The organism is Shewanella sp. SM71, assembly GCF_025653905.1.
In the GTDB taxonomy this organism is placed as follows: Bacteria; Pseudomonadota; Gammaproteobacteria; order Enterobacterales; family Shewanellaceae; genus Shewanella; species Shewanella oncorhynchi.
Genome location: NZ_JAKKRW010000004.1, coordinates 185,078 through 203,571, shown reverse-complemented (window position 1 = coordinate 203,571; position 18,494 = coordinate 185,078). Strand labels below are relative to the sequence as shown.

Genomic DNA, 18,494 nt, shown 5'->3' with positions numbered 1-18,494 from the left:
AAACTATCCTGCATTAAAACAGCATCCGGTAAACTTCAATGGATTAACCCTTTGGGCTCAGGGGGATAATCCATTACAATGAAGTCCATTTTGAGTTCGTAAAACAGATGTTCCGCCTATGCCTAAGTCTCACACCCACATGCATCAACATTTGCAGATGCCACATGCTAAATTAGATCTGCAAGCTCTAGCGGGCACCCTTGCCTTTGAGCAAGTAACCATTATTGGTAATGCTTCTGGCGATTGGCAGCCTGCGACCACAGGTACGACATTTATTTTTAACGGTACTCAATGGGCTGAAAACAGCAATGTAAATAATCAGATAGTGAATATCGCCAACGGTGGTTTTGCTGAATCAAAATATGCCTTTGTAGTACAAGGTCATCCACAAAGTGGTCTGCTTACCCAAGCCTTGACACAAGTTGCGATTGAATTAACGCCTCAGCTTAGCTGCTGGCCTTCATCTGGGTTAACCACAATAGTATTGATGCAGCAATTGTCTCAGCATGTGCAAGTGCAGCGTATGTCGCTGTTTCCGAGTTTAGCAAGACCCAATGATTTACCGCCTGACGATCACTTACCTTGCATGGTGCATAATTGGTTAGGCGAACGACGGATTGCCCAGGCTTTGATACCATCGCTCGACTGGCCTGAATTTAGCTTAGCGTCCGTATTTTTACCTCACCTATCCGCAATAAACCAAATGCAACCATGCCAAGTCGCACCTAGGATAAACGCATATAATCCCTTTGATTTGCTTGAGCGTTTACAGGAGTCGAATTCATTAATCGCAGATGCACTAAATCCAGCCACGCAGCAGATGCAACTTGAATGGCTAATCACACTGGCGCATACCCCTATCAACATTTGGCAGCAATTTGCTCATCCTAGCCAGCTCATCAATACTGAAGCTTTATTTTTCAACCACATGCCAGAATCAAAACCCAGCAATTGGTATTTAATGGATACTCAGGCATCTCAATATCTTGATGCGATTCGCCATAGTTTGGCCTATTGTTGGCAAATGCTGTCGACTAAGCACGCGAGCTTGATTGGCAACGAGCTTTCAAACGGCTCGTGACCCTCCCCCTGTCCACTGCCATTCGCATTCAAAACACATTCAAAATACCTAAGGCGAATGTCGTTTTACATTTTGCCTTGCCCTCTAGCGACGCTAAACCAACCTCTGTTTAAATGCATGACTCAAAACGTCAACACGCCCTAGTTAAGGGATTTTTACCCAATGCGATCCCCAACGGTTCAAAGTAATTGATCAGCGCCTGAAAAATCACTTGTCTGTGGGCCTCATCGGGATAAGCTCCCTCCTTTGCCATTGTTGAGAAACGGGTTCCCGACACTAAATACGGATTCGAAATATCAGTATAGGATTCAATACAGGCTTCAAATGCTCGCGCCATCATCTCCGTTGGTCGAGAGAAGTACTGCATCCCATGTTTTTTATCTAATGCAATCGCTCGGCGAACATAATCATGGGGCTTATCACCCTGTCCACTCAACAATGTCACTTTGAAGATCTCAGATAATCGAGCATTTAATGGATGCTCTATGATGGGCAGATCGGATAGCCAAAGATCGCTCGCACACTGAAACCGCTTATTAGTGGGTTTGAATGATTTAGCGGCAATATAATGGTCAAACGCATGCCAAAACTCATGGGCTAAAGCACCAGCACCTGCATTTTTAGCCAATGCTAACTCTCGGGTCGCGGGAGCATAATGGGCCTGAACGCCCTTTTGGCCGCCATGACCAAAGGCCAGGCTGACGGTTTCTCGCAGCCCTAAAGTCAAAGGTGGCAATTTTAATATAAAGGCCAGATCGGCGAGCGAATCAAACACTAAATCCGCAGCAATGCGCGATTCATCCCGCGTCACCCAGCGGCCAACACGGACATGGCTAAAACCAAAGGTTTGTTTAATATCAAGAAAAGTGACTTGCTCACCAAATCGATAATCGGGTCCATGGCGGTTATATTGCTGATTGATTAACACGGCTTACCTTGAACCCTATGCAGTGAGAGACACATTAAGCTGGCTATTTTAGGTTAAAAGACAGAGGAACAAAACGCTGCATTAAGTACAATATCAAGTTAAGAATAGGAGCCAAGCAGCGCTTACTCTTGGTTTGGTATCGCGATGCTTAGATTTCGACAACCACAGGGTTCGTTAAGCTTTAGCCGTTAATATCACATCATCCCAAACCACGACACGATTTCGCCCCGTAGTTTTAGCGTGGTACAAGGCTTTATCGGCCTCGGCCACCAGCTTTTCAGCATCTGAACGGCACTGACTTCCTATTTCAATCGGTGAAGGCACAGACTGAAGCGCTAAAATACCGCTGTTTTCTTCGATGGCATGATGAGTAATTACAGGTGTTAACGCACTCACTCCTGCCGAAAATTGATAGTGAAAATCGGCGACTATCGCTGAAATATCTTCATTCGCAAGCGCTAACATCATACGCGTCACAATTTTCTGCGCGACATCGACCGACGTTTCTGGCAGTAATAGCGCAAATTCCTCACCGCCGAAGCGACCAAAGATATCGTATGGGCGCGTGCGAGCACTGATAAATTGGGTAAAATGCTGCAATATCTTGTCACCCACTTGATGCCCATAGCGATCATTAACGAGTTTAAAATAATCGATATCCATCATGACAAGGCACAAAGGTAACTGTAGACGACTCAAGCGTTTGATTTCATGCTCTAACTGCTGGAAAAAATGCCGTCGATTGGCAATACCAGTTAATTCATCGGTGAGTGCGAGTCGATTCAACTCAGTCTGCGCATTCCTTAGGGCAAATTCGACCTGTTTTAACTGGGTAATATCGGTGCAAACAATGACCATATCGCCATTGTGATAAACCTGCTCAGAAAGTTGCAGCCAGCTACCGTCGACCAGATCCACTTCAAAACGTCGAAAAGCTGATTTACGTTGATTCGCATGAATAAGTTCAAGCCATTCCTCTATGGTTTCATGATCAATTTTAGGCCCTTGCTTATGGGTAAAGGCAAAGTGCATCATGTCGTCAAAATGCCGGCCAGCCATGTCTTGATCAACAAAACCAAACATTTTCGCAAAGGTATGGTTATAAAAGATAAAATGATTGTGCTTGTCCAAAACAGCGAGGCCATTCTCGCTTAGCCGTAAGGCTTCAGTTAAAAAGGGGTAAACAGACTCAAGAGATTCTTTTTCCATCGATTATTCCTAGCAATGACGCTTTTAGAGAAGATCTCCGACATGTTTAGATTAGCAGCGTTCTACACTAATCACAGCGTCTTTGTCTTTACCCCCATATTACCGCAACGGGATTGGCTCTACCGCGATGTAAATCCCACACATTCGGCAAATAAGCTTTAAAAACCAGATCCAATGCTTTGATAATTTACGATTTTACGGCCAATTTACTGAGAAATATTTCAGCACTAAAAGGTTTCTGCATGAAATGTACCTCAGGGAATAATGCTAACTCAGGAATATCATCGCTATCATTAGCTGAAAGCAAAAAGAAGCGACAGTGATGCTCAAGCAGGGTATCACTGGCAAGGTTTTGTAATGTTTGTTGCATCTGTTTGATAAGTTGCAAGCCATTCATATCTTGTAAACGGTAATCCACAATAACAATATGTGGCAATGAGTGAATCAACATCTTAAGTGCTTGCGCTGCGTTATCAACACTGAAGGTTTGAAAATGATAGTGCTCTAGCATGGCTTTGCAAATCTCAAGGTTAAACAGATTATCATCTATGATTAACACTTTTTGTTGATCATATTGAATCGTTAATCGTTCTTTCACCTCGGTAAGTTGGCAGGGAAAATGTAACAGCACTGTGGTGCCTTTGCCCTTTTGACTGCGCAACATAAACTTACCGCCAATTTGCTCAAGCAATCGATTACAAGTATAGAGTCCTAATCCCATGCCCGATGTTGTTGTATATGAGTTAGATGCGTGCATAAAGGGATCAACTAAAGCGCGCTGCGCTTCCTTTGACATTCCCTCACCAAAATCGCGGATCAGTACCCTAAGCATAGGACTATGGTCTTTATGGTTACGTTTAAGACGTAAGTCCATATAACAATGCACTTCGCTACCCGTACTGTATTTAAAGGCATTATTGATAATGTTAGTCATGAGTTGGAATAACTTAGTCCCATCGAGCTCGATAAACTTCGGCAAAGACTCATTCACGACAACCTGTAAACGTTTACCCGATGTCGCACTAAAAGCACGATAGTAATCCTCAATATTGCTCAGATATTCGTGTAAATTGACTAAATGCCGATTCAATTTTAACTGCCCAGCTTCAGCCTTACTGTAATTCAACGTATTTTCGGCAACCGAGTAAAGTAAGTTAGCTGACCAGGTCATTTTATCGATAATTTCGTCCAGTTTTTGTGGTTGTGAGCGCGCTTTTTTTAACATGCGACTGTAGTCAAGAATGGCATTGATAGGAGTGCGGATCTCATGATTTATGCTGGAAAGTACTGCTAATCTAGATCGATTATCGAGCTTAATCTGCTCTACAATATGCTGATTTTTAGACTTAAAGTACAAAAGAAAAGACAGAGTAATACCAAGAGAAGCAATCAGTAAGATAATCACGATTAGCTCGACAACCTCTTTTTGTGGCACTTGATATTCTATGCGTAAATTTACCCGGGTTTGGTATCCAGGAATATCCAAAGTTCGGCTATCTGAGTAGCTAAACATTGAAAATATGCCTGTGGAAAACTCATGGTTACAGGATGAACTTTGCAATAACGATTGTTCAAATTGATAGCTAATACATACACCCTGCTCCTGCTCAATCCGCGCTAATATCCGCTGGTGAGAAATGGCATAGACTAAATAAAGCATATTAGGCCCATCGATATTAACAACCGCTAACGTGTAATCGGCAAGGCTAGCCTGAAGTTCGCCTTTACTATTCTTGACTAATTTAAGTGGCTTAAGTTCTGGCGCCATTGTCTGATCAGAGATATAGGCCAGTTCAAGTTCGGGGGTCAGTGTAAAAGCGACAGCAGATTTGATCTTCAGTAAGTCCTTAGCAAAAACCTCAAATTCCTGTGACGTTACCTCACTCGAAGCATAAAAAAACGATTTTAGCGCATCCAACATAATTTCATGTTGTAAGAACATATCCCGTGAAGAAGTAAAAACCGCTTCTGCTTTTTTATTGTAAATGGAGTCAAATTCATAACGTGAGTGGGACAAGGTTAACCACAGCACCAACAGAGTGACCCACAAGCCACTGAACATATTGATACAAGCGCTATATTTAAAGCTCATTAGCGTAATCCATTACGGCCTTTAGCAAGCTGCATAACTGATACTCAAACTGCTCTCGCTCGCAAACATCCATGACAGACAGCATATCTTTAAGCTCCAAGTAGCGCGCAATACCCGTAAATTGATGTTTCAGCCCTTCGATACTGTCAGAGGACTCATATTGTTCTAGCTCAAGTCGCATTCGCTGTAATTCAGCAATCAGTGTCAATCGCAGTCGCGATTGCTGTTCTTGGCTGTATTGCTCAAAGAATACAGATAAGGCCTTGAGTAACTCAGTATTAGCATTCATACATTAGGCACTCCTATTATATTGAGCAATCCAATCAATAAGATAACGACCTTCAATCGGGGGGCTGTACAAATAACCTTGGGCAACATCACACCCCAACTCAGAGAGAATTAACTCTATTGCACTTGTCTCAACGCCTTCTGCAACCACCTTTACGTGCATCTTCTGCGCAAGCGCGATGGTGGATTCTACGATGAGATAATGTTGGTGATTGATATCCATATCGGAGACAAAACTTTTATCAATTTTGATCTCTTTAAAGGGAATGGCATCAAGACGATCATAAGTAGAATAACTTTTACCGAAATCATCGAGGGAAATATCAATATTATTGATGATCAGCCGTGCAATTGAGTTAAGCACTCTATCTTGGTTAATGATTTCCTGTGATTCGGTGAGCTCTAAAATCAAATGGATTTGTTTATACTCACGACCACATTCGATGATGTACTCAATGAGTTCATCACAGGTCAAATCATCTGCGGTAATGTTAATCGACAGGGCAAACGCCATTAATAACGGTTGACGCGACCAACATTGCAATGCTTGGGAAATAACCATCCGCGAAAACAAGCTATTTAGCCCCTGCTGATTCACCAGTGGCAAAAAAACGTCGGGATAAATATAGCCATTGGATTGATCGCAAAGCCGTGAAAGCACTTCAAAACCGATGATCTCCTTTGTTTTAAGGTTAATCTTAGGCTGATAACACAAAATTAATTGTTCATTTTTGAGCAATTGCCGCACATTGATATTCGCCGCCATGTCTTGCACGATAGACTCATGTTGATGGGCAAGGTTTCTATCGTCGGAGGCGTCTAGCAATGGCGTTAAAATGTCATTCACATTGATAGGTTTAGCAAATACGCCAAGCAAGTTGAGCTTCAAACCCGTGATAATGCTATCCACCAGTTCTAAAGTCCGTTTATCCGAGGAGCTTATCACCGCAATCGGAATGGCAGTAAATCGGGGCTCGGAGGCCAACATATTAATCACCGCAATACCGTCACCTTGATCCATTTTTAAATCTAAAATGACTAAATCAAGTTTTGCTTCTACAGCTAAGATCAGTTCAATTCCTTGATTACCATTACTGGCTTCATAGATCTCCACATTGTCCTCTGCTAAGTACTTATGGATATCAGCTTTCATGGTTTCTCTAATAAAGCGTTGATCATCTATGATGAGAATATTCATATATTGGTCTCTAACTGCATAAAGAAAATGGGATCGATCGTCTGGGATTTGGATGTAGGGATGACAGAAAGCTTGAGTAAATTACGATTCGCCATGACTTCTGTGCGACTGGAGAAAAACGAATAGTTTTTGACTGGTTTGAAGCCGCCTTCTATCGTTCTTACTTTAAATATGGGCAACTTAAATTGCGTCAATTTTCGTTTTAGTGACTCATCACAGATATTAAAACTCAAAAACTTAAGTGAGCGACTCGTGGCCAATTCATTGAGATAAACAGACATCATATAATTTTCAATATAAGGCGTTACACCAAAGGAGGAGAACACCATTAAGGTATCTGGCAAAGCTTGACTGTTATGGTTAATGACCTCAAACAAGTCCACCTCATCATTCATAAATTCAAGGGCAATTTTGCCTTGAGTGCGGCAGAATAGACTGTGTCCAATGATTTGATCCCCAAAGCTAAAAGCCACCACCAATGAGAGTCCACGAAAAAAAGGTTGAGATAACTTACGGCTCACAAAGGATAAACGCGGGTTACTTTCATAAATCAAACTAAGTTGCAGCAGGGTCATAAAGTTTTGATGGTGGCTTTCGATAAACTCGACACGATAAGGAGTATTACGGTAGTACGGATGATCACTGCGTTCTATGGTCGATTCAAAAAGGTTAATTAACGCTAAACCTTCGTTGATGAATTTTTTGTCCTCCCGATAAATATCAAACAGTTCAGAGCCAAATATTTCAACGATTTCAGACTGTTTAGCTAAGGATGGAATGTTAACTCCCCGCTCCCAACGGCTAATAGTGATGGAATCTAACATATCGAACAGGCAGCTTTTTTGCCTGAGCAGACTACATAAATCTTCTTGAGATAAATTATTCTCACTGCGGGTGTGTTTTAAGAAATTGGAGAATGTCTGTGCACTTGTTTTGCTTTGATAGGAGATAGGTGTACAAATCATATCGCGTTCCATCTGAATTTTTTATTTTATCTAGCAGCTCCATATACGTCTTATGGTCGATGTCATCTACTGGCTCTGGATGTCTAAATGTAAAAGTAATCCAAATGCGTTGAAGTTTCTCGATGAAATAAAGTCCAGTGATTTTTTCGTCACTCATCACTCAGTTCCTCCATCTCAGCCTTTTATTCACCACGTTTTTTGCAATAGGAAAACGAGTATAAATGCCATTGTTTATCTGAGACCATGGCACAGTCAAAAAAGCGATGGAAAAAAGTGTCTAGTTATTCGTTCGGTTAAATCATTACATCATAGATAAAACCGCAATCAACAGAACCCCCTATAAAACCGCATAAAATATATGATTCACCAGCAAAGGCCATAAAACGCCAAGTTGATTATTTATTCATTAAATATTCAAAATGTTGGATATAACTTCGGGGTTTTTCTCACTGTTCCGCGCTTTACCTGCATGGTTATTCACATTTGGAATAGGCAAACCGCGGCAGTATCAGCTTAAGATATAAGTAAGATAGTTTTTAATGGCTTATGGCTTAAGCAAGCCAACTGCGAAAATAAGTGGGTAATTGGCCAGTCCTGCGTTTAAAAGAACGCCTATAATCACTGGCGTCGCTGAAGGATAAAGAAGTGGTAATACTGTGGGCATCTTGCGCAGGTGTAGCCAAGTAATACAGTGCTCTGATTAAACGGGTCTCATCGGCAAGTATCAGCGAGTTGGGCAAAGTTTAAATCCATCTCGGCCAAACAACGTTTTAAGGTGGCTGGGCTCATTATCAGTTTTTCAGCTATGTCAGGCAAACTTAAGTTATCCTGCATTAGACACAAACGAATACCAGCCACTAAGCCTAACCGCAGTTCACATATAGTAATGATTGACATATCCCTTGGCGCTGAATGACGGCAGCGGCGTTTGGCAACAGAGAATGCTGGTGGAGCAAGACGGCTAAAACTACTTACCCAATGAGAATTAAACATTTAAATGGTTACCTTGGAGCTGTATCGTCAAACACCTTGACGTTAACTCTGGGCATTTAGCAGACTAAGATGAACAAAGGTATAGAATATAAAGCACAGGTGTTAGAGAAGGCGCTGGTATTGGTCGTAAACATGAGCAACCGGCACCATCTGATTGCAAATTGATGAATTAACTGGTTATGCACATGATATGCAAATATAAAACTATAATCCCCGAGATTTTTCTCACCTTAATGCAATAAAGTGAATAGTTAATCATGAAAAAGAGGTTAGCTGTATTCAACAGCTAACCTCTTCTCTTTAAATCAGGCGATAAATCAGATGTTCTATCATACAACTAGAGCCATGACTTAAAAACGACTCTTACAAAAGCTAACTCATACCAGAGCTAATTTTTTACGGGTACGAAAATAGCAAGTTGAGTCTAGTCACTGTAAATCACGAATGTAAAACTAACGCCTGTGAAAAACCATACCCACTCAATTCGGCAGACATGGGATTAGCCGCGTTTAGTGCCCCACGGATCGTTGTCATCCGTCGATGGGCTTGGTCCGGAACGCTCAGCCATTCTTGAATCGTTTCTTGGCTCGTTTCGGAGTTCGCTGCGACGCTGTGAGTTGCTATTCGATGAACCATATCCAGAGCCGGTGCCACGTCCACCCGTAGGTTTTTTGCCAGAGCTTTTACCTGAACCACTACCAAAGCTCTTACCTGAGCCATAACCAGAGTTAGGACGTTTATTACCCGCTTCGTACTCGGCGCTGGCTTGTGCCTGCATTTTAGCGATAGATTCTATGGTGAGTTCCATCGGTTTACGCGGCGCGATACCTGAGGCAAAACCTCGTTCGCGTGGCTTAAGATCAAACTGCTCACCGACGGCTTTAGGCATACGTTTGAATCGATACAGGTAAAAGTTTTCCACTTTCTCCCGCGCCCACTCAGTCTTCTTGAGGAAAATAATACAGGCCTCAATGGTCGGGTTGGTGTTAAAACAACCTAGCTTTAATGCCGCGTATAAAATTTTCCAGCCATAAAAATCGACTAACTCAGTGATCATTGTCTCGAGTTTGAGGCCGTGTAATGGGTTGTTCTGTTGCTCTTCAATCATGGGAATTCCAAGTTCAGCCCTATTGGCTGATTTTACTGTATTAGTTTACGGTTTTGAGTTGTTAAACGAGTGACTCAATTCGCTACTAAAATTCGCGATTAGAGAAATCACTCAAGTTATGAAGTCATGAGCCACTGACGTTGTTACGGCAATAGCATCTGGCGTTAAACCTTGTTACTCGTGATGCTTAGATCTTAAATCTTAAGGACCTAAAGCCTCCAAACAGAGCCATTAAATATTAGCCGTAAAATCTGCTGCTCGACAAAACTGCGGGAATAATAACGGTAAATAAGCTAAACGCCTTCTTTTATTTGCGCTAGCGAGGTTTGGCATCGGCTTTAGGGCAAAGAAAATACGCCGCAGCTGACAGTTTTAATCTACATATCCGCGATATCACGCTAACAGGTATGAACTCAGCATCAAGCTCAAACCTGTCCCAATATTTTGCCTATGATCCGCTAATGCCTTGGGTCAGCCTCAAAATAAACGCAACTGAAACGGCTCGATTTATAGCTGCGCATCACATCCTTGCTCGCATCTTTAGCCCTTAGTCTGTATACTCCGCGACCTTATTATCCCAACTTTAATGTTTTGGCTTAGAGTGGGTGAAGCGCATGTTTCATTTTGAGGCTTGTTTGTCACAATCCCCGTTAGCAAATACCTAGGAAAGCTCCTTTGATCTCTACCGCGAACATCACGATGCAGTTTGGCCCTGAGCCATTGTTTGAAAACATTTCAGCGAAATTTGGCAATGGTCACCGCTATGGTTTGATCGGCGCGAATGGCTGTGGCAAATCGACCTTTATGAAGATCCTCAGCGGAGCGTTAGCGCCAACCTCTGGCAATGTGTCCATCACGCCCGGCTTAAAAGTCGGTACCCTAAGCCAAGATCAGTTCGCGTTTGAACAATACAGTGTGATCGATGCGGTGATCATGGGGGATGTTACCCTGTGGAAAGTCAAACAGGAACGCGATGCAATCTACGCCAATCCGAATATGACGGAAGAAGATGGCATGCGCGTTGGCGATCTTGAAAGTGAATTTGCCGAAATGGATGGCTACAGCGCCGAAAGCCGCGCCGGTGAAATTCTGCTCGAAGCGGGTATTGAAGAATCTTTCCATTACGGCCTAATGCAACAAGTCGCACCGGGTTGGAAACTGCGGGTATTGTTGGCACAAGCACTATTTGCCAACCCAGATATTTTGCTGCTCGACGAACCAACCAACAACTTGGACATACATACCATTAGCTGGTTAGAAGCCGAGTTGAACAAACGCAAATGCACCATGATCATTATTTCCCATGATAGGCATTTCTTGAATGCCGTATGTACCCACATGGCCGATATCGATTACGGCGAACTGCGCATTTACCCTGGTAACTACGAATACTTCCTCGCACAATCGTCTTTGATCCGTGAACAATTATTATCGGGCAACGCCAAGAAGAGTGCTGAAATCGAAGAACTGCAAGACTTCGTTAACCGCTTCGGTGCCAACGCATCTAAGGCAAAACAAGCCAGCTCGCGCGCGAAAAAAATGGACAAGATCAAGCTTGATGAAGTGAAATCATCAAGCCGTATTCACCCTTCTATTCGTTTCGATGCTGGCAAGAAAATGCATCGCCAAGCACTGATCCTCGAAGATTTGGCCCACGGGTTTGATGGTGAGCTGCTATTCGAAGGCGGCGACTTAATCCTCGAAGCCGGTGCAAAATTAGCGATTATCGGCGAAAACGGCGTGGGTAAAACCACTTTCCTACGCTGCTTAGTCAATGATTTAGAACATAATAAAGGCGTGATCAAGTGGTCAGAAAACGCATCAATCGGCTACTGTCCACAAGACAGCAGTGACGAATTTGATAATGACTACACGTTAATGGATTGGATGTCACAGTGGCGCCAACCTAAGCACAACGATCTTATGGTACGCGCCATGTTAGGCCGTCTGCTGTTCACCGAAGATGACGCGAACAAGAAAGCCCGTAACTGTTCAGGCGGAGAGAAAAACCGCTTGTTATTCGGTAAGTTAATGATGCAAGACATCAATGTGCTGATCATGGACGAACCGACTAACCACATGGACATGGAAGCCATCGAAGCACTCAATAATGCGTTGAAAGACTTTGAAGGCACTTTGATATTCGTCAGTCATGACCGTGAGTTTGTATCGTCACTCGCAACACGTATCATTGATATTAAAGATAAAAAAGTGATTAACTTCCAAGGCACTTTCGATGAGTACCTTTCAAGCCAAGCTGAAATGGAAGCGAGAAAAAGCGCGTAATGTTGTGCTTTGATAAACCTTAATCGGCTATGTCAGCTTGATTAAAAGAGTCGTCATTGGAGAACCTACTGACGACTTTTTATCGATATCTAAAGAGCGATATGATTGGTAAAACATGAAGTATTGCTGCTTTGGGCCTTGGATACACAGCTGTCTATTCGTTATCTAGAGTGCTATAATTCATGCACTTAATTGAGGTTGATCCTATGAAAACTAAATCAAAAAACACACAAGTGACTCAAAATCGACTCTATCGCGCTGTGGCCAGTTCAACCGCTATTGAGACGGGTAAAACTACGGCTGAAGTTGAAGCAAAATTGAAGGCCAAAAAAAGCCGTTTCAGTCATTTGACCTTAGCCTAAACTTCATTCGTTTTTAGCGCTGAGCACATCGTTTACCAAACGAGCCATATGTTGATAATCCCCACCCAACCCTGCTTGAATTGACTTAAAATAAAAATCTCTATTTTGTTCCCAAATCCCATAATCAAGTGGGAGATAACCCGCCTTTACTGCCATCACATCGAGTATCAAACGTGACAAACGTCCATTTCCCTCTCTAAATGGGTGAATTAGGATAAATTCCACATGACTTTCAGCCAAGTAACTCACAACTTCGTCTCTAGAAAACGAATTTAAACCATTGAACTTGCTTAAATATTCCTTTTCAAACTGAGTGAGAGACTTAAGTATTTGAGCCGCTGCCGTAAATTCGAAACCACCTTTTCCCATATTGACTGTACGCCGCTCACCAGCCCAGTAATAAACATTACCGAGCCATTTTCGATGCCACTCAAAGAGCATACCAACCGATAGATGCTCGCTTTCAATAACACCAGATTGAAACACGTACTCATAAAGCTTTAGTAACAACTGAGTCTCTACCTCTGCCATATCCTCTTCATCGGTTATCGCGAGTTTGTTACGAAGTATATGGCCGCCGGAACCGGGTTCGAATTCATCCTCGGTAGTGCCAATATGATATTTCGACATGATAATAGACCCGCTAACTGTAATAACTAATAGAAAAGCAAATATCCGAGTCACAGACAACTTAACACAACTACTCGATGAGATTGACCACACAAGTCTTTGAAATAGGTATGTAGAAACTATGGGCTATAAATTAGCTTATTAATTTTTTTAACCAATATCTCGCGATTTTTAGCCAGTTTAAAAATTGTCGGCAAATGTCGAATGACTATCGGCTCAGACTCGAATACTGCATTGCGATCTTTGGCCTGAATATAATCACGGATCTGAAGCATCATCTGTTTATTAAATGCCCAAAGTGAATGACCTTTAAACTCAAGGGAATAAAATGCGTCATTGGGCCATTCAAGTCGATGTTTCTGTTTTGCCATACACTGATAACAACAAATAAGACCAAGATCTGTACCATCTGTAAAAGCACTGTTCGCCCTATGTTCCCAAGTCGAAGTACCTTGGTATTTTTCTGGCAATTTTTCCCGCCAAGAAGCATCCAATAGCGGAGGGAAAAACAGCACACCAGGCCATTTATGGGCAAACCTTTGATTAAACTGCTTGATCTCAAACTGCCTACCCTCAAATAAATGCACATCTTTTTTCTCTAAACGAAAAACATGGGCAAAGGTAAAAGTGGCGCAGCCAGCACAATGGGGGCAAGTAACTTCAACTCCGTTTGGCAGGCTAAAAAACTCATAAAATCCTGTCATAGATACGACATTCCAAATGATTTAGAGACTAATTTGGAGCTCATCAATTTTCCAACCACCTTCATTTATCATGCTAATTCTTTGTTTTTCATTCGCCTCCGATGCATTACCACAGAGATCTTTTTGTGCATATTCAAGGACGGCCGTATCCCCTTCTATCACCTGCGACACTAAGGTGAGTGCTTTGCACTTGGCAGCGGCTTTTGAAAATGAAAGATAAGATGCGATCACTTCATCGCGGGACAGCTTCATCTGCTGCATATACTGTGGGAACTTAGACTCAACATCCGCTTGCTTACGTTGGGTATAGTAAGCCTTGTCCTCTTGATAACTCATCCCCTTCTGTACCTTAGCATTGTACTCGTCATACACTTCGCTCGGCGATTTAGGCGTTGTACAACCTATCAGCACAAGCACAGATATGAGCAGTAAGAAAATCGATTTCATCATCGAACCTCCAAAACTAGACATGTATTATCAATAAATTCCATGGTGCATTCATCTGCTTGTTGTCACTGAACGAGTGCGCCATATATATCCACCAAATACTCCTTATTCTCTTTGAAATCAATTACCTTGGCAGGAAGTAAACCTTTACTATCAACAGGTAACAAAATCAATGAAGATAAAATGTAATGCCACCAAGATAACATGTAAATAGTTCATCGATTACTTTAGCTTGGCAGCGTTGCTCACTCAATTGCAGGAACAAATGCTTTAAGATCACTCGACCTTGGCGAGTGCTAAAAATAAGTGCCATAAAACTGTGAGCATGCTCTAAATTGCTGTATTTGACAGGTCATTGTCTAATGCATTAAAAGGCACAAAGGTCTTTTTATCGAGCCAGAGAGGCGAACGATTTTGTCCTGCAAGCTGATAAGCCCAAGTCGTAATGGCTTCAGAGCGATCACTCTCACAGACGAAATATCGACTGAGTTCAGAGTGTAACGTTTGGCCATGCTGGATAATATTTTGCTCATACCAGTTATCTTTATGGTGCTGAGCGGCAAGATGATCGCGTTTTTGATTATTACAACTGCTATGTGCGAGGACAAAATTATGGCCTAAATCATTAGGATATCGTGCCCAAGGGATAAAATGATCCACTTCGCCTGTTTCTTTTAATGATTTTTGGCAATAGAAGCATTGGCCTTTTTGGATATCAAGCAGTACAGGTCTAGCATGGGTGATCGTCTGTCTGTCGCTACCAAACAGAAACTCACTTAAATTGCCTTTACTGCCTATAATGACCTGATTTGCTGGAAACTCGGCGATTTTTTGTACCCATTGAGTACGAGCCAATGACACCACTAAATCGTGAAATCGCCTGAAGCAAAATGCGATACCCGGATTCAACTCGATGTAATTTTTCGTTTTATCATGGGGATAAAGAAAACATTCTTTATTACGAGACAAGTTTTGTAAGCGCCATAAGGGGCCATCTTTAAACGTACAGCGCGTTTTACGCAATAAAGCTGGATAACTAAGATGCGCTTTTAACTGGGATAGACTGTTAACACCTTGATGGCGTAGTTCAATCAAACTGTTGATCAAGGCTGATTGCTTTCCACTATTTTGGATCAAGACAAAATACCCATCATTGGCACCAAAAGGCAAAGAGTGTTGCCAGTAAAGTTCAATAAACTTCTCTACCAAATCATCAATACTGATCGCGGTTTTCAGCGCAGGATCAGCATTGAGTATTAATGGCCGTTCGATACAGATATCGGCGATCGCATGCAGTAAGGCAAATTTGTAAGTTGCAACGAAATCCCCTTCAACTAATAGACGTTGTAAATAGCTAATAAATTCAACTTGTCTTCTCGCATCAATCGGCATTCAGTCGCTCCTGAATAATAACGCTTGCTTCAGGTGCATTTACGTTTGGCATCAGTTTGGGTGTTAAAACTAACGTCTGCCAATGCACTTGTGAGCGACCGAGTTTATCGGTTTCATCTTGGCTCAAATCTAAAAGTTGTAGCTGACAATCTGCAGCAAGTGTGAGCAGTTCATCGGCACTGACTGGGTGCATAACGCGCGCATCGGGGCTTGGGCCATGGCGCAAACTGATGACTAAAAGTCCAGTCGAATTGAGTAAGCGTGAGAGTGTTGCTAGTGCAAGTGGGCGCTCTGAGGGAGATAAATGCATCCACACAGCGCTGAGTAAAATCAGATCAAACTGTTGCGCTAGGCCAACCACTTTTTGCAACTGAGGTAAACCATCCTCAATCCAACGCACGGGTAGATCCCGAGTTAACACCTGCCCCATTTTCGCTAAAACAACCGCAGGTTCGACTGCAATAATTTGTGTCTCTTTGCCCTCTGTTTTTTCGGCTAAATAATGCACATCCCGCCCAGAACCTGCTCCCACATCCAATATCGACAATGTATTTTTGGTAAGTAGAGGCAAAAGATGATGCAACCAACTCGAATGCACTTCTTCAAAGGTTTTAGACAAATACTGTGCCGCGAGTATTTCGGCGTGGTCATTATAAAACACTGTGCTCACCGACAACGATCCTTTTGCAACAAGTGATTGTTTTTACAGACGCTAACTTATCACAGTCGTATTTAATAAAAAATATATGTCATCATTATCATGCTGTTTTGCATAAAATATTTAGCATTATGTTGTTCGCGATCACTGTGCTGATTTCGGCTATTCGACCCAAAATTCTTATCAATACCTATGCAATCTCAGCATTTCCCCGTCGTTTTTGTCGCAGTGGTTTACACTCTATGAGTGAGTGTAAAGATAAGTGCAATTGATTGAATCTGTTACATGCTTCTCCAGAGCAGTTTCCATTTCAGTGTTGGAGTGAACGGGTTTTAACGTCTTGGCGTAGCGTCTACATAGAGATTAAGACCTAGGGCTCAATTATTTAGGATATCTATTGCCTATGAGTTTTGAAGATTCGTTAGAGCAACTTAAACGACAGTTTTTACATGCACTGCCGGATAAAAAGAAACAAATCATTACCTTGTGGATTTCATTGCGTAAAAATTGGGACGCACACATGCTGTCTGCCGTGTACCGAGAGGTGCATAACTTAAAAGGGTCGAGCGAGACCTTTGGGTTATCAGATACCAAACACATAGTCGATAAACTGGAGTTGCTGCTTAAGGGGCTGCTCAATGCGCCAGCCCCCGAACTTCCTACGATCAAAGGCTTAGATACCCTCTTCCACCAGTTGTTACAAAACAATATGCGCGGCCAACCGTCGGCGCCAGTAGTAGAGGCGCAAATGCAGCAAAGCCCCTATAAACCGTCAAAGGCGCGCCATGAGCACCATATTGCCATCATAGAAGACGATGGGAATGTCGGCGCTATGATCACAAAGCAGCTGCGAGAGTTCGGTTTTAGTGTGCAGCATTTTTTGAATTTCACGAGCTTTCTGGTGGTGCAAAATAAAACGCCCTTCGATCTGATTTTATTAGATTTAATTCTACCAGATTGGACTGAAGAGGCCTTGTTCGAAGCTGCCACTGAGTTTGAGAAGAACAATACCCGAGTATTTGTTTTATCCTCGCGGGGGGATTTTGACATGCGGCTATTGGCCATTCGTGCCAATGTCAGCGAATATTTTGTTAAACCTGCGGAAACCACTTTATTGGTGCGCAAAATCCATCAATCCCTCAAGATGTCAGAGAAACAGCCGCTTAAGGTGTTACTGGTGGATGATCAACAATCTATGGTGGATTACTTTTCAAGCCTGTTACGCAGCCATGGTTTGATGGTAAAAGGGTTGTCCAGTGCCGAGCAAGTCTTGCCTGCCCTTGAGCAATTTGAGCCTGATTTGTTTATTTTCGATTTGTACATGCCCGAAGTGAACGGGCTTGAGCTGGCAAAGATGATCCGCCAATTGGATAAATACACCTCGAGCCCAATTCTCGTGTTGAGCTCAGACGATACGATGCAGAATAAGGTCAGCATCATACAAGCGGGATCTGATGACTTAATTTCAAAGCAAACCGCACCGAGTTTATTCGTCGCGCAGGTGATTTCCCGTGCTCAGCGGGGTCATGACATTCGCAGTTCGGCTAGTCGCGACAGCTTAACTGGGTTGTTAAACCATACCCAAATTCTGGTGGCTGCGAGACGCTGTTTTAACGTAGCGAAACGGATTAACTCTCAAGTTTGTATCGCTATGTTCGATTTAGATCACTTCAAAAAGGTCAACGATACTTATGGTCATTCCGGTGGTGATATATGGTCATTCCGGTGGTGATAAGGTGTTGTTGGCATTTGCCCATCTGTTACAACAATCCTTACGTCAAACTGACTTTACCGGCCGCTACGGTGGCGAAGAATTTATGTTAGTGCTGCCAGATATGCAAAAACCACTGGCGATTGCCAAGTTGAATGCGATCCGTGAAAGCTTTAGCCATATCGTATTTGTTGAAGATGGCGTCGAATTTAAGGTGACGCTCAGCGGCGGTTTAGCCTTTTCGGATCAATGTGAGGAATTTCAAGATTGCCTGTTACTGGCAGATAAAAACCTTTACGAAGCTAAGCGTTTAGGTAGAAATCAGCTCGTGGTTTCTACGACTGACTAACCCTAAACAGAATGAGCCACTGCAGCGCACAAATCAGTTCGGCGTAATGCTCTTCCTGCGAGACTCACGCTCTATTCGTTACTTTTTAATCCC

At 42.6% G+C, this 18,494-nt stretch carries 16 protein-coding genes and 1 pseudogene; 4 read left to right on the top strand and 13 right to left on the bottom strand.

All coding sequences use genetic code 11. From position 1 onward, the window contains the following. Positions 1–118 precede the first annotated feature (118 nt). Positions 119–1,081, top strand: a complete 963-nt coding sequence (locus tag L5L97_RS05795; RefSeq protein ID WP_263181408.1) for a hypothetical protein — start codon at positions 119–121, stop codon at positions 1,079–1,081. A 130-nt stretch (positions 1,082–1,211) separates the two neighbouring features. Here the strand turns inward: L5L97_RS05795 and L5L97_RS05790 are convergent, their stop codons facing one another. From L5L97_RS05790 to L5L97_RS05755, 8 genes are all read right to left on the bottom strand, one after another. Beyond that, positions 1,212–2,009, bottom strand: a complete 798-nt coding sequence (locus tag L5L97_RS05790; RefSeq protein WP_263181407.1) for a CLCA_X family protein — start codon at positions 2,007–2,009, stop codon at positions 1,212–1,214. A 174-nt stretch (positions 2,010–2,183) separates the two neighbouring features. Continuing rightward, entirely contained in the window at positions 2,184–3,218 is a 1,035-nt protein-coding gene (locus L5L97_RS05785) for a GGDEF domain-containing protein (protein WP_168827133.1), read from the bottom strand. A 187-nt stretch (positions 3,219–3,405) separates the two neighbouring features. Then, positions 3,406–5,310, bottom strand: a complete 1,905-nt coding sequence (locus L5L97_RS05780) for an ATP-binding protein (protein WP_263181406.1) — start codon at positions 5,308–5,310, stop codon at positions 3,406–3,408. Further along, positions 5,300–5,599, bottom strand: coding sequence for a hypothetical protein (locus L5L97_RS05775; protein ID WP_263181405.1), 300 nt, complete (start codon positions 5,597–5,599; stop codon positions 5,300–5,302). The genes L5L97_RS05780 and L5L97_RS05775 overlap by 11 nt, the downstream gene beginning before the upstream one ends. Positions 5,600–5,602: 3 nt before the next feature. After that, positions 5,603–6,796 carry an EAL domain-containing response regulator gene (locus L5L97_RS05770; RefSeq protein ID WP_263138927.1) on the bottom strand — a complete coding sequence of 398 codons (1,194 nt, stop codon included), beginning with the start codon at positions 6,794–6,796 and terminating at the stop codon, positions 5,603–5,605. Next, complete coding sequence (locus tag L5L97_RS05765; protein WP_263138924.1) at positions 6,793–7,761, bottom strand: helix-turn-helix transcriptional regulator; 969 nt, start codon at positions 7,759–7,761, stop codon at positions 6,793–6,795. Before L5L97_RS05765 ends, L5L97_RS05770 begins: the two co-directional genes overlap by 4 nt. A 711-nt stretch (positions 7,762–8,472) precedes the next feature. Then, positions 8,473–8,754 carry a hypothetical protein gene (locus L5L97_RS05760; RefSeq protein ID WP_263181404.1) on the bottom strand — a complete coding sequence of 94 codons (282 nt, stop codon included), beginning with the start codon at positions 8,752–8,754 and terminating at the stop codon, positions 8,473–8,475. 499 nt (positions 8,755–9,253) lie between these two features. Next, entirely contained in the window at positions 9,254–9,862 is a 609-nt protein-coding gene (locus L5L97_RS05755) for a VF530 family DNA-binding protein (protein WP_263161235.1), read from the bottom strand. A gap of 675 nt (positions 9,863–10,537) precedes the next feature. On the opposite strand from L5L97_RS05755, the gene L5L97_RS05750 reads away from it, so the two are divergent. Beyond that, positions 10,538–12,148 (top strand): ABC-F family ATPase, encoded by a 1,611-nt coding sequence (locus L5L97_RS05750; RefSeq protein ID WP_263181403.1) that lies wholly within the window; start codon positions 10,538–10,540, stop codon positions 12,146–12,148. A 206-nt stretch (positions 12,149–12,354) separates the two neighbouring features. Continuing rightward, positions 12,355–12,510 (top strand): hypothetical protein, encoded by a 156-nt coding sequence (locus tag L5L97_RS05745; RefSeq protein WP_173913200.1) that lies wholly within the window; start codon positions 12,355–12,357, stop codon positions 12,508–12,510. Positions 12,511–12,513: 3 nt separating this feature from the next. Here L5L97_RS05745 and L5L97_RS05740 read toward each other — a convergent pair whose 3' ends face one another. The 5 genes from L5L97_RS05740 to L5L97_RS05720 form a co-directional block, all read right to left on the bottom strand. Further along, the gene (locus L5L97_RS05740; RefSeq protein WP_219250805.1) at positions 12,514–13,140 is read right to left on the bottom strand and encodes a Fic/DOC family protein; all 627 of its coding nucleotides are present in this window, start codon (positions 13,138–13,140) and stop codon (positions 12,514–12,516) included. A 119-nt stretch (positions 13,141–13,259) separates the two neighbouring features. Beyond that, the gene (locus tag L5L97_RS05735; protein WP_263181401.1) at positions 13,260–13,844 is read right to left on the bottom strand and encodes a hypothetical protein; all 585 of its coding nucleotides are present in this window, start codon (positions 13,842–13,844) and stop codon (positions 13,260–13,262) included. Positions 13,845–13,865: 21 nt separating this feature from the next. Continuing rightward, on the bottom strand, positions 13,866–14,294 hold the full coding sequence (locus L5L97_RS05730) for a hypothetical protein (protein WP_263181399.1): 429 nt from the start codon (positions 14,292–14,294) through the stop codon (positions 13,866–13,868). Between the two features lie 327 nt (positions 14,295–14,621). After that, positions 14,622–15,683, bottom strand: a complete 1,062-nt coding sequence (locus tag L5L97_RS05725; RefSeq protein WP_263181397.1) for an HNH endonuclease — start codon at positions 15,681–15,683, stop codon at positions 14,622–14,624. Further along, positions 15,673–16,353, bottom strand: a complete 681-nt coding sequence (locus tag L5L97_RS05720; protein ID WP_263181395.1) for a class I SAM-dependent methyltransferase — start codon at positions 16,351–16,353, stop codon at positions 15,673–15,675. Before L5L97_RS05720 ends, L5L97_RS05725 begins: the two co-directional genes overlap by 11 nt. 391 nt (positions 16,354–16,744) lie before the next feature. Between L5L97_RS05720 and L5L97_RS05715 the strand changes: the two are divergent. Further along, a pseudogene (locus L5L97_RS05715) lies at positions 16,745–18,401 on the top strand (diguanylate cyclase). Positions 18,402–18,494 lie beyond the last annotated feature (93 nt).

Coding starts and splice junctions, on each gene's coding strand:
- L5L97_RS05795 (WP_263181408.1), top strand. CDS start 119: ATGCCTAAGTCTCACACCCACATGCATCAACATTTGCAGATGCCACAT.
- L5L97_RS05785 (WP_168827133.1), bottom strand. CDS start 3,218: ATGGAAAAAGAATCTCTTGAGTCTGTTTACCCCTTTTTAACTGAAGCC.
- L5L97_RS05780 (WP_263181406.1), bottom strand. CDS start 5,310: ATGAGCTTTAAATATAGCGCTTGTATCAATATGTTCAGTGGCTTGTGG.
- L5L97_RS05775 (WP_263181405.1), bottom strand. CDS start 5,599: ATGAATGCTAATACTGAGTTACTCAAGGCCTTATCTGTATTCTTTGAG.
- L5L97_RS05770 (WP_263138927.1), bottom strand. CDS start 6,796: ATGAATATTCTCATCATAGATGATCAACGCTTTATTAGAGAAACCATG.
- L5L97_RS05765 (WP_263138924.1), bottom strand. CDS start 7,761: ATGATTTGTACACCTATCTCCTATCAAAGCAAAACAAGTGCACAGACA.
- L5L97_RS05760 (WP_263181404.1), bottom strand. CDS start 8,754: ATGTTTAATTCTCATTGGGTAAGTAGTTTTAGCCGTCTTGCTCCACCA.
- L5L97_RS05755 (WP_263161235.1), bottom strand. CDS start 9,862: ATGATTGAAGAGCAACAGAACAACCCATTACACGGCCTCAAACTCGAG.
- L5L97_RS05745 (WP_173913200.1), top strand. CDS start 12,355: ATGAAAACTAAATCAAAAAACACACAAGTGACTCAAAATCGACTCTAT.
- L5L97_RS05740 (WP_219250805.1), bottom strand. CDS start 13,140: ATGTCGAAATATCATATTGGCACTACCGAGGATGAATTCGAACCCGGT.
- L5L97_RS05735 (WP_263181401.1), bottom strand. CDS start 13,844: ATGACAGGATTTTATGAGTTTTTTAGCCTGCCAAACGGAGTTGAAGTT.
- L5L97_RS05730 (WP_263181399.1), bottom strand. CDS start 14,294: ATGATGAAATCGATTTTCTTACTGCTCATATCTGTGCTTGTGCTGATA.
- L5L97_RS05725 (WP_263181397.1), bottom strand. CDS start 15,683: ATGCCGATTGATGCGAGAAGACAAGTTGAATTTATTAGCTATTTACAA.